Origin of the sequence: Oceanobacillus kapialis (assembly GCF_044790185.1) — a bacterium.
Taxonomy (GTDB): Bacteria; Bacillota; Bacilli; order Bacillales; family Amphibacillaceae; genus Oceanobacillus_B; species Oceanobacillus_B kapialis.
Genome location: NZ_CP085256.1, coordinates 584020 through 595555 on the forward strand (window position 1 = coordinate 584020; position 11536 = coordinate 595555).

Sequence of the window (11536 nt, forward strand, 5' to 3'; positions counted from 1 at the left end):
TTATTTCTATGTTTCTGCTAAAATAGAGGAGTAGAGATAAGAATTGAAGAAATGTATTACATACCATTTAACAGGGCAAGCATATGCGGGCTCTGCATAGATTTGCTATTCATACATAATTATCGGAGCGAAAGAAGGAATAAAGATGGATCAGAACAAAATACCACAAGCTACTGCTAAGCGATTGCCATTATATTACCGCTTTCTTAATAACTTGAATCACCAAGGGAAAAAGCGTGTTTCATCCAAGGAACTAAGTGAAGCAGTAAAAGTAGACTCGGCAACTATTCGGAGAGACTTTTCTTATTTTGGCGCGCTGGGTAAGAAAGGCTATGGGTACAATGTTGAATATTTGCTCGGGTTTTTCAGAAAAACCTTAGACCAAGACGAGGTCACAGACGTTGCCCTTATTGGTGTGGGAAATCTTGGTACCGCATTCTTGCATTATAACTTTATGAAAAACAATAACATCAAGATTCAAATGGCATTTGATGCAGACGAGAAGAAAGTCGGCTCGGAAATCGGTGGAGTGCCAATCTATCATATTAATGACATGGAAGAGAAACTTAATGGAATAAAGGTTGCGATTCTTACTATTCCAGCGAGTGAAGCTGATGGAATTACGGACCGGCTTGTGCAGCATGGAATTACAGGTATTCTTAACTTCACACCGGCAAGAATCTCTGTTCCCGAGCATATTCGTGTACATCACATCGATCTGGCTGTGGAATTACAGGCATTAGTTTATTTTCTGAAGCATTACCCTCTTATACCAGGAGAACTGGAAGAATAGCATGAATACAAAAGGCTCTTTTAAAGGGCTTTTTTTATTTTTAAAAGGGGTTATTTCCTTTTAACAGGAGTTCACTGTAAAAAGCGGGTTAATATCCACCTCTTTTTTAAAAATAGTCAAAAGGGCCCGTTTTATCTGACATTTTTTTAGGGAATAAGACATCTGTCTATACCCTCATGTTTAAGGTATGATGTTAATTGGTTTGCAATTGTGAAAAGGTAAAAAAATTCAGGAGGTAAGGGAAATGAAGAAAATAATTGGACTTATCATCGTACTTACTATTGCTTTATTCCTAGGTGCATGTTCTGAGTCAACGAGTAGTGAGGAACCAAAAGAAGAGGAAACCGAATCATCAGCTGATACAGAAGCTGCAGAGGAAACAGAAGAAAGTGCAATTCCGGAAGATGATGAATTATTTGCAGTACTTGAAGCAAACATTCAGACTATGATGGACCAGGATAAAGATGCGCATATGGAAACGATCCATAGCGAATCACCTTCCTATGATTCAACAGATCAATTATGGGATCAAATGGCTGTCTATACATTAGATATGGAGTTATCAGACCTAAGTGTTGAAGAGAAAACAGAAGGAGAAGCAACCGTTTCTTATACACAGACTTCAATGAAAGTAGACGGACCAGAGTATCAAAACAACCTGACCAAAGGGGTTCATACATTAAAACCAGAAGATGGCGTATGGAAGATCTACAGTTCTGTAGCAGAGGAAACAATTCCACTTGACGAAAACGGGGAAGAAATGGAACAAGGTGAAGCAAGCGGAGGCGGAGCAACAGGAGAAGCTGCTATGGAAGGCGAGTATGCGGAATTCATTACCTCATTGGAAATGCCATTTGATAGTGATAAATGGGTTCTAGGAAATTATGCGGAAGCCCAAGGAGAAGGCGTTGCCGAATTCCTTGCTAATGGTGAAAACTTCCAAAACTATACAGAGATGCTGACAGTACATGTATACCCTGAACTTACCTCACAAGATAATAGTCATTCTGCTTATGTAGATATGATGGAAACCAATTTAAACAGCATGATAGATGGGGAATTAGAGTTTAATCGTATAGAGGAAGCAAATCAGGAAATCATCTATGAATTTAGCGTAACAGGAGATAGTACTATGCTTGACCAGGAAGAAGTAGCACGTGCCTTTATCAAGGATGGTATGCTCTTTGTCGTACGTTACACGGCTATGGAGGGTATGATCGAAAATAAAGACGAGTGGCTAGAAAAAATTAAGCAAGTGAAATAACGAGATAAGAAAAGGAGTAGCAGGTAATTGCTACTCCTTTTTATTGTTCTTTAGCCGAACATGTAAACCAATTAAACGAAAGCTCACACCAAATTCAAGGGTGGCAAACAATGCGAGCACCATTGTCGTGAAATTCCAGATTGTCTCTTCAGCACTAAGAATGGCAATGTATATAAAGAACACGCCCATGACAAAATAGATGGCTGCCATTGTTTTTGGTGAAATTTTCATGCATAACCCTCCAAGGTGGTGTTCGCTTCACCTAAATTCCAAATAGTATCGTTTGCATTTCTTGTAATTGTCGTTCCATTCTTTCAATATCTTCTGGCGTCAAATTATATTGTAATAAGACGACAATTGTATTCATTGCTGCATGGACAAATATCGGTACCAATATCCGCTTCGTTTTTACATAAAGAAAAGCGAAAACCAAGCCCATTGAACCATAAATCAGAATATGCTGTGGTTCTCCGTGAATGATTCCAAAGATAAAGGCAGAAATTAATGCAGCAATAAAGAAGTTTGTCCTTGTATAAAGCTGCCCAAAAATAATTTTACGGAAGATAATTTCCTCCAGAACTGGTGCGATGATAGCGGGTATAAGAATAAACAATGGGGTAGCTCGAGCTATGCCCATAATATCCTGTGTATTCTCCGACCCTGGCTGAATGCCAAAGATCGCCATTTCAAGTATGGCTGCAATAAACTGGGCAGCATAGGCCATAAACACACCGATTATGGACCAAGCAACTGCAACGCTGACAGGGGGAGCTTCCAAGCTCCTTGTCATTTTCATGTCCGGTCTCAACAGCAAAATCACAACGATTAATCCTAAAATAAAGCTTGTGATGGACCAGTAAGTGCTAGCTTGCCCTACACTAATTGGCAATAACCAGTAAAGAAGTGGGGCCATTAAGAACACAGAAAACTGCATAATAAGGTAGGAAATAATGACCCACCAATAACGTTTTGGCAAAATGCAACGACTCCTTTATCGAACGTTTCGTATTATTTCTATTTATATGTGCGAGTTAATTGGACTAGTAGAATAATTATTTGCATTCTGTTTTTATTCTATCATAAATTAGGGCGAGGATATAATAGAAGGGCTTTACAAAGGCTTCATCTAAAAATGGAAAATTTATGAGTGCAATGCTTGCATTTTTAAATCAAATTATTTATCATATTAATTGGAATTAGCACTCGGTTATGTAGAGTGCTAATAACTAAAAAAACATATTTAGAATTAAGGAGGCTTTCTACATGATTAAACCACTAGGAGATCGTGTTGTAATCGAGCTTGTTGAACAGGAAGAAAAAACTGCAAGCGGTATCGTACTTCCAGACTCTGCAAAAGAAAAACCACAAGAAGGTAAGGTTGTTGCTGTAGGTTCTGGCCGCGTAACGGAACATGGAGATAAAGTGGCGCTTGAAGTAGCTGAAGGCGACCGCATCATTTTCTCAAAATTTGCCGGTACGGAAGTTAAATATGAAGGCACAGAATACTTAATTCTTCGTGAGAACGACATTCTAGCTGTTGTAAGCTAATCGGTCGTTTTGTACATCAAAAATTAATGCGAAATAAAAATAGATAAAAATCAAGGAGGGCTTTATCAATGGCTAAAGAAATTAAATTTAGTGAAGACGCACGTCGCGCAATGCTTCGTGGTGTTGATACATTAGCAGATGCTGTGAAAGTTACTTTAGGACCAAAAGGGCGTAACGTCGTTCTAGATAAAAAATTTGGTTCTCCACTAATTACTAATGATGGTGTAACGATCGCAAAAGAAATCGAATTAGAAGATCACTTCGAAAACATGGGTGCACAGCTTGTATCTGAAGTAGCGTCTAAAACAAATGACGTTGCTGGTGATGGTACAACAACTGCAACAGTTCTTGCACAAGCAATGATCCGTGAAGGTCTAAAAAACGTAGCATCTGGTGCTAACCCAGTAGGCGTTCGTCGCGGTATTGAAAAAGCAGTAGAAGTAGCGGTTAACGAACTAAAAGCTATCTCTAACCCAATCGAAAGCAAAGAATCCATTGCACAGGTTGCTGCTATTTCTTCTGGAAACGAAGAAGTAGGAAACTTAATCGCAGAAGCTATGGAGCGCGTTGGTAACGATGGTGTTATCACAATCGAAGAATCTAAAGGCTTCAACACAGAGCTTGAAGTGGTAGAAGGTATGCAATTCGACCGCGGATACGCTTCACCGTACATGGTTACAGACCAGGATAAAATGGAAGCAGTTCTTGAAGATCCATATATCTTAATCACAGATAAGAAAATCGGCAATATCCAAGAAGTATTACCAGTACTTGAGCAAGTTGTTCAACAAGGTAAACCACTTCTATTAATTGCTGAAGATGTTGAAGGCGAAGCACTTGCTACATTAGTAGTAAACAAACTACGTGGGACTTTCAATGCTGTAGCTGTTAAAGCTCCAGGATTCGGTGACCGTCGTAAAGCAATGCTTGAAGACATCGCAACACTTACTGGCGCAGAAGTGATCACAGAAGATCTAGGTCTAGACCTTAAGAGTGCTACAATTGAGCAATTAGGTCGCGCTTCTAAAGTTGTTGTAACAAAAGAAAACACTACAGTAGTAGAAGGTTCAGGTAACCCTGAAGCAATCTCTTCCCGTGTAGCTCAAATCCGTGCACAAGCTGAAGAGTCTACTTCTGAGTTCGATAAAGAAAAATTACAAGAACGTCTAGCTAAATTAGCTGGCGGTGTAGCAGTAATCAAAGTTGGTGCTGCAACTGAAACAGAATTAAAAGAGCGTAAACTACGCATTGAAGATGCATTAAACTCTACACGTGCAGCAGTTGAAGAAGGTATTGTTGCCGGTGGTGGTACTGCACTTGTAAATATCTACAACAAAGTAAGTGAGCTAAGCCTAGAAGGCGACGAAGCTACTGGTGCGAACATCGTACGTCGTGCAATGGAAGAGCCAGTTCGTCAAATCGCTCACAACGCTGGACTAGAAGGTTCTATCATCGTAGAACGTCTAAAAGGCGAAAAAGTTGGCGTTGGTTACAATGCAGCAACAGGCGAATGGGTAAACATGGTAGATGCAGGTATCGTGGATCCTACTAAAGTTACTCGTTCTGCACTACAAAACGCAGCATCTGTAGCAGCAATGTTCTTGACTACCGAAGCAGTAGTAGCTGACAAGCCAGAAGAAGGCGGCGCTGCTGGTGGCGGAATGCCTGACATGGGCGGCATGGGTGGTATGGGCGGTATGATGTAGGAGATTCCCTACACTTCCTCTTTTCCCAATAAAGCTAAAAACAAAGAACCTACTTTCCTTATTGGAGAGTAGGTTCTTTGTTTAAGCTTATTAGTAGTTCGCACATTACTGTAATATGTTTCGGTCGTCACCAACAAACTATCGTTCAAAACCAAAGGAACCATCATAACTATTGTGCTTGTCTAGAAATACCGCTAATTTCCTTATCGTTCTTCCCTTGCGTAACTTGCTTTTTGGACCAATATGTTGCTAGCAATGGTCCAGATATATTGTGCCACACCGCTGCGATGACATTAGGCAAGGCAGCTAATGGTCCGAAGTGGGCGGTTGCCAGGGAAACACCAAGACCGGAATTTTGCATACCAACTTCGATGGATATCGCTCTTCGTTTACTCTCATCCAATCTCATCAATGCAGCTGCTAAATACCCAAGGAAAAGGCCAAGGAAGTTATGAAGCATAACCGCTGAGAAAATTAACAAACCTGAAGTGGTGATACTTTCTACGTTTGCTGATACGACTGCTGATACGATTATGATAATCGCGATAACAGAAATCAGCGGTACGGCAGTTGAGCTTTTTTCAACGGTTGTCGGAAAGATTCGTCTGATTAAAATACCCAGAGCGATTGGAATAATAATGACTTGAACGATGGATATGAACATCGCGATAGGGTCTACGGGCAGCCATTGTCCGGCTAACGCTAACAGAATTAACGGTGTCAGAATCGGCGCAAGCATAGTGGAAAAGGAAGTCATTGCAACGGAAAGGGCAAGGTTTCCTTTCGCCAGGTAGACCATAACATTAGACGCTGTACCGCCTGGAACAGAACCCAGGAGCACCAAACCTGCTGCCAGTTCAGCCGGTAAATTCATAAGATAGGCAAGTGCCAAGGCTATCAACGGCATTAATACGAATTGGGTAGCTACTCCAATGATGACCGGGATCGGTTTCTTTACGACCAGCTTGAAATCTACAGGCTTAAGTGTAAGCCCCATCCCGAACATGACGATTCCTAATAGGATGGTGATATAAGAACCCAATCCTACGAAAGGCTCTGGGATAAAAAATGCGATCAGGGCCACCCCAATCACCAAAACGGCGAAGTATTTTCCGGCAAGATTACTGATTGTCTCTAGTAATTTCATTTGTACTCCCCCTTTGGATCTGCAAGTTCAATAGATTTCATTTTGTCATTCGGGTCCAATGCCAATATGAATTTTTCCTTGTTAATGGCAATGCCATCTCTTAATTCACCTAGTAAAGTCTGGTTACTAGTGCTCATATGTACGTCACCTCTGTATTTTAAAAATTGTTTATTTCAAGGATTATACATAATAATCTTAAAATTTACAACATTAAATTCTTCAGAGGTTATTTGCATGCAAAGATCACGCAACCACTTAAATATCACTAGGATCTTTTCACGTATTCTGACACGACTTCGTTTTAGTCCGGTTACTAATCACGGCTTATTATATAGCACTCTCCCAAACCATTTATAACGGCGAGTTGAAATAAAACGGTACACAGGATCACCAATATTTTGTGCAAAAGGTAGATAGAGTAATAAAGCGAAAGGGATTGTGGCTGGAAGTAATGAAAGAATCTTACGGACGGTATGAAATCCTGTCAGAACTCGTTTATCTTTTGTATACATATAGATTTCGTCATACATATTTTTATAAATATTGACTCTCTCTTTTATTGATTCACTTACTTCTTGAACAGGGTACCAGTAAATGGTGTTATTCCAATCCAGTCTTTTCAGTACTGCCTTCACTGTCCGACATAAAGGGCATTCTGCATCGAAAAATACAATATGTTTATTCACACTTTTTTCTCCCTTCTGTTTAATATGTTTTTCTAGTTACAGAGATTAAAGTTTCATTGCATCTTTACTTTAATACATATTTCGAACTTCTCAATGAACTGTCTGTTTGTATATTCCCCAGATTACTTCCATTCAATTACGTTTTGTTTCACTTCTACTGGGTAAACATTTGTCTTTTTCCCATGAGAAAAGCACCTCTAACGCCGTTTTCATTTATATACAACGCAGGGGGTGCTTTTACTTTGTCCTATTCAGTTAGTTATCATCAAGGTTGCGCTTTTCTAACTTTCACCTACTACTTCACCAGTTGTTTTAATTCCTTACTTAATTTACTTATTTCCTGTACGGATGTATTGATAGATGTGATTAAGTTATGTTCATTTTCCAATGTAGACACCATTTCCTGTGTGGAAGCAGCGTTTTCTTCAGAAATGTTTGCTACATTTTCAAGTTGCTCCTGAATATCCTGTAAATCACTCGTAGCAGACTGAATTTCCTTCATACCTAGTGAGAGATTGCTATTGGTATCCTGATAGGAATCTTTCAAATCAGTAAAGAAGCGGGAAACCTCATTCAATAAATCCATTCCTTCGGCAGCTGCTTGCTCTCCTTCAGTAGATTTTGTGCGGGCTTCCTGGGACTTTTGGAAGAGACCTTCTGTTACCTCTGTGATATTCACGGTAATTTCGGCACTTTGTTCTGCAAGTTTACGCACTTCATCTGCAACTACAGCAAAGCCTTTTCCAGCCTCTCCTGCACGTGCTGATTCAATTGCTGCGTTTAACGCAAGGAGATTTGTCTGATCAGCAATTTCCTTTATTCCTTGCAGCAATGTATTTACTTTTGCTAAGTTATCTTGTAAATCGGCGACCGTATGAGAGGTAGTACCAATTGCATCGTTAACAGTGCGAATATAATTGGATGCCTGTTGGACTTTGTCCCAACCAACTTCTACCACATTATTCGTGTGGCCTGATTTTTCTACGATACGCTCAGAAATTTTTATCGTTTCATTTGTTTTCATTAATGAAGCTCCCATTGACTCATTAACGGAATTTACACTCTCTGCTTCATCCTGAATAGCAGCGGACATTTGTTGTACTGCTTCTAATACTGATTCACTAGATTCAAAAATGGTTGTAATATTTTGGTTGAATTCTTCGATCGTCGTATCTAAAGTGCTTGCGCCTTGATCGATGGAATGGAAAGTGTTCTGCAATTTATCCAGTAGCCCTTTTGCTTCTACTTCCTTCTGATAAGAAGCTTCTACTAATTCCCTACCCCATTTTGTTAATAGATACAATGCGATGAGTATGCCATCGGTCATTGCTAGGACGGTAATAAAACCTTTTAGATTGTTATCAACACCTAATAAATCTTGCGGGCTTAAGAAAAATATTGCAAATAACATAATGTTCAAGACGATACCAAATGTTAAAATCAATTCTTTCTTAAAATACATCGCAATCATAGCAATCGTTAAAAAGATAACATAGTGCTTATTGAGTGCATAACCGTCTATAACAAATAATAGTATGACAACTACATTTGGAATGAAGGCAAATATAAATCCTTTTATGTAAGTAGGTAGTGGTGTAAGGTAATTAGCAATCGAAATAAGAGCGACCAATAGGCCTGCAACAATAATGCCAATACTTTGGTTGACCCCCTCTGCTATCACTACTGGAACCACTAATAGCAAGACAATGGTACAGAGTAAAAATAGGTTTACCTTGTGCACTCTGTTAGTATTATATGTATCCTGTTGGTTCATCTTGTATCCCCCTTTGTTCTATATAATTACTTTATCGGCATTTTTTACTAAAATGTAAAATTAAGTTGAGTTTTACGAAATCTATCATGTATACATGGAAGAGTGAGAAATTACCTAGTATAATAGAGTTACTATACATACAGGAGGTTGTTTAACTTGAGAATTGGAATAATGGGAGCAGGGTCATTAGGTACGATTATAGGCGCGTTCATTTCAAAAGGGGGTCACGATGTCGACCTCATCGATATTTTTAAAGAGCATGTAGAGGCACTAAACGAACGTGGAGCAATCCTAACGGGTACTGTTAATGAAACGATTCCCGTAAAAGCTATTACGCCATCCGAAATGACAGGAACCTATGATTTAGTCTTGTTACTTACAAAACAAATTTTTAATGAAGAGGTAGTAACGAATCTCAAAAACTATTTACATAATAAGAGTGTCGTGCTTTCCTTGCAAAATGGTGTACCAGAGGAACAGCTGGTGACCATTTTAGGTGAACAACGTGTAATAGGTGGGTCTGTTGAATTTGGTGCAACATTTAAAGAGCCCGGCATATCGGAATTAACCACGACCAAAGAAGCTTTTCAAAGTAATGCCTTCCAAATTGGGGAGTTAGATGGTTCCATCACAGACAGAATCCAACAAATAAAAGAAATATTAGACTTAGTTGGTGGTACATTTGTTACGGATAACCTTATTGGAACGAAATGGTCTAAACTACTCGTCAATGTAGCACTAAGTGGAATGTCTACAGCGCTTGGATGTAGTTTTGGAGAGGTTACAAATAATGAGGTTGGTGTACATAGTGCGGTATCATTAGCAGATGAAACAATTCGTGTTGGGGAAGCTGCCGGTGTAACCTTTGCCCCGCTATCTGGTTTTGATTTAAAGATTTTAAAACTTAACGAAGACAAAAGCAACTTCCCGACTGCAATTGGGTTTGCTCGAAAAGCCTTTGCCCCACAGGCATTACTTAGAGCAAGCATGTTACAAGATTTAGAGAAACAAAGAAAAACAGAAATAGATTATATTAATGGGTTCGTGGCAGCTAAAGGAAAAGAACTAGGAGTTGCGACACCATACAATGACCTTGTTGTGGCTTTAGTAAACAAAGCCGAAAATGAGAAAACGGTCCCTACTTTTGAAGAGAATATTAAATCGTTTGCTAACAAAGTCGGTGTGCTGCAAAAAAGCTAAAGAACAAGATATTTTCACATATAGGTGTGAGCGTATGACGTATGAAAAGGAAGCTCCTCATGAGTTAAGTAAACTTATGGAAAGCTTCCTTTTTTAGTACAATTTTTTGAATCTGGAATCTGTATGAACAAGCAGTACTTAGAGTAAAGGGTAGGGCCAAATTGATCTTTTTCATTCATCCTTTTAACGTAGTCTCAAGTTTTTAATCAATTTGTAAAATTTATGGTTGCTAAATTTTATATCTTTGGTATACTTTGAAATATAGTTGCAAATGATAATCATTATCAATGATTAAAGGTAGTCAGATTATCAGTATCAGTTTCATACGTTTTAGTTTTACAAAGTTTAAAATACATAAGGAAAGAGGTAGGAGAAAATGGGGAAATTTAAATTAGTTGCCATTATGGCATTTGTTGTTTTGATGTTGGCAGCCTGTGGAAATTCGAATGACGCAGAGGGTGAGGCTGAAACAAATGAAGCCGAGGCTAGTGGGCAAACAGAGGAGTCTACCGAAGCTGAAACAGTGGAAATTACGGATGCCCATGGGACAGTTACAGTTCCGGTAAACCCTGAAAATGCAGTTGTGTTGGATAATCGATCCTTCGAAACATTAGCGGATTGGGATGTGGAGTTAGCTGCTGTTCCAAAGGCAGTAATGTCAGATGATTCACCATATGTAACAGATGAAAGCGTTCAAGATATAGGGAATCATCGTGAACCAAACCTTGAAATCTTAGCAGCTGAAAATCCTGAAGTTGTTATCGTTGGTCAAAGATTCTCTGGTTATTACGAAGACATAAAAGAATTAGTTCCAAATGCAACGGTTATTGATTTAAATATTGACGTTTCTGAGGAAGCTAGTGCACCTGGAGAGAATTTAATTAATGGTTTCAAAGATAACACCATTACGTTAGGAAAAATCTTTGATAAAAACGAAGAAGCTGAACAATTGGTAGCTGATCTTGATCAAGCGATTGAAAAAGCGAAGTCTGCATATAATGGAACAGATAAAATAATGAGCGTGATCGTTTCTGGTGGAGATATTGGTTTCTCAGCTCCTCACACTGGACGTGTTTGGGGACCACTATATGATATATTCGAATGGACGCCAGCATTAGAAGTTGACGAAACGACGACAGATCACCAAGGTGATGAGATTTCAGTGGAAGCTATTGCACAGAGTAATCCAGAATGGATCTTTGTACTAGACCGTGATGCTCCAATTTCCAGTGTAGAGGATAAAGTTCCTGCTCAAGATGTTATTGATAATTCACCTGCTCTTCAAAATACAACGGCTATTAAAGAAGGACAGATCGTCTATGCACCAACGGACACTTACTTAAATGAATCCGTGCAAACGTTTATAGAGTTATTTGAAAGCATTGCTAGTTCTTTAGCTGAGTAGTAAGGAGTTTACC

12 protein-coding genes are annotated in these 11536 nt (G+C 39.1%); 6 read left to right on the forward strand and 6 right to left on the reverse strand.

Annotated elements, in window-relative coordinates:
- Positions 1 to 145: 145 nt before the first annotated feature.
- Together LG273_RS03180 and LG273_RS03185 are read left to right on the forward strand one after the other, a co-directional pair.
- Positions 146 to 793 carry a redox-sensing transcriptional repressor Rex gene (locus LG273_RS03180; RefSeq protein WP_379560844.1) on the forward strand — a complete coding sequence of 216 codons (648 nt, stop codon included), beginning with the start codon at positions 146 to 148 and terminating at the stop codon, positions 791 to 793.
- A 244-nt stretch (positions 794 to 1037) separates the two neighbouring features.
- Positions 1038 to 2057 carry a hypothetical protein gene (locus tag LG273_RS03185; RefSeq protein WP_404457603.1) on the forward strand — a complete coding sequence of 340 codons (1020 nt, stop codon included), beginning with the start codon at positions 1038 to 1040 and terminating at the stop codon, positions 2055 to 2057.
- A gap of 30 nt (positions 2058 to 2087) precedes the next feature.
- On the opposite strand, the gene LG273_RS03190 is transcribed toward LG273_RS03185, so the two are convergent.
- Both LG273_RS03190 and LG273_RS03195 read right to left on the reverse strand, forming a co-directional pair.
- Positions 2088 to 2288 (reverse strand): YdiK family protein, encoded by a 201-nt coding sequence (locus LG273_RS03190; protein WP_379560842.1) that lies wholly within the window; start codon positions 2286 to 2288, stop codon positions 2088 to 2090.
- A 31-nt stretch (positions 2289 to 2319) separates the two neighbouring features.
- The gene (locus LG273_RS03195; protein ID WP_379560840.1) at positions 2320 to 3033 is read right to left on the reverse strand and encodes a CPBP family intramembrane glutamic endopeptidase; all 714 of its coding nucleotides are present in this window, start codon (positions 3031 to 3033) and stop codon (positions 2320 to 2322) included.
- A 287-nt stretch (positions 3034 to 3320) separates the two neighbouring features.
- Here LG273_RS03195 and groES point away from each other — a divergent pair, with 287 nt between their 5' ends.
- Together groES and groL are read left to right on the forward strand one after the other, a co-directional pair.
- Positions 3321 to 3605 carry a co-chaperone GroES gene (gene groES / locus LG273_RS03200; RefSeq protein ID WP_379560839.1) on the forward strand — a complete coding sequence of 95 codons (285 nt, stop codon included), beginning with the start codon at positions 3321 to 3323 and terminating at the stop codon, positions 3603 to 3605.
- 68 nt (positions 3606 to 3673) lie between these two features.
- The gene (gene groL, locus LG273_RS03205) at positions 3674 to 5311 is read left to right on the forward strand and encodes a chaperonin GroEL (protein WP_379560838.1); all 1638 of its coding nucleotides are present in this window, start codon (positions 3674 to 3676) and stop codon (positions 5309 to 5311) included.
- A 169-nt stretch (positions 5312 to 5480) separates the two neighbouring features.
- Here groL and LG273_RS03210 read toward each other — a convergent pair whose 3' ends face one another.
- The 4 genes from LG273_RS03210 to LG273_RS03225 all read right to left on the reverse strand — a co-directional run bounded on the left by LG273_RS03210 (position 5481) and on the right by LG273_RS03225 (position 8918).
- Positions 5481 to 6458 carry a bile acid:sodium symporter family protein gene (locus tag LG273_RS03210; protein WP_379560836.1) on the reverse strand — a complete coding sequence of 326 codons (978 nt, stop codon included), beginning with the start codon at positions 6456 to 6458 and terminating at the stop codon, positions 5481 to 5483.
- On the reverse strand, positions 6455 to 6595 hold the full coding sequence (locus LG273_RS03215; RefSeq protein WP_379560835.1) for a hypothetical protein: 141 nt from the start codon (positions 6593 to 6595) through the stop codon (positions 6455 to 6457). The genes LG273_RS03210 and LG273_RS03215 overlap by 4 nt, the downstream gene beginning before the upstream one ends.
- Positions 6596 to 6775: 180 nt before the next feature.
- Complete coding sequence (locus LG273_RS03220; RefSeq protein WP_404457610.1) at positions 6776 to 7144, reverse strand: thiol-disulfide oxidoreductase DCC family protein; 369 nt, start codon at positions 7142 to 7144, stop codon at positions 6776 to 6778.
- A gap of 295 nt (positions 7145 to 7439) precedes the next feature.
- A complete protein-coding gene (locus LG273_RS03225; RefSeq protein ID WP_404457613.1) occupies positions 7440 to 8918 on the reverse strand; it encodes a methyl-accepting chemotaxis protein in 1479 nt (492 codons plus the stop codon).
- Positions 8919 to 9074: 156 nt separating this feature from the next.
- Here LG273_RS03225 and LG273_RS03230 point away from each other — a divergent pair, with 156 nt between their 5' ends.
- Both LG273_RS03230 and LG273_RS03235 read left to right on the forward strand, forming a co-directional pair.
- A complete protein-coding gene (locus tag LG273_RS03230) occupies positions 9075 to 10118 on the forward strand; it encodes a ketopantoate reductase family protein (protein ID WP_404457616.1) in 1044 nt (347 codons plus the stop codon).
- A gap of 376 nt (positions 10119 to 10494) precedes the next feature.
- Entirely contained in the window at positions 10495 to 11523 is a 1029-nt protein-coding gene (locus LG273_RS03235) for a siderophore ABC transporter substrate-binding protein (RefSeq protein ID WP_404457619.1), read from the forward strand.
- Positions 11524 to 11536: the final 13 nt, after the last annotated feature.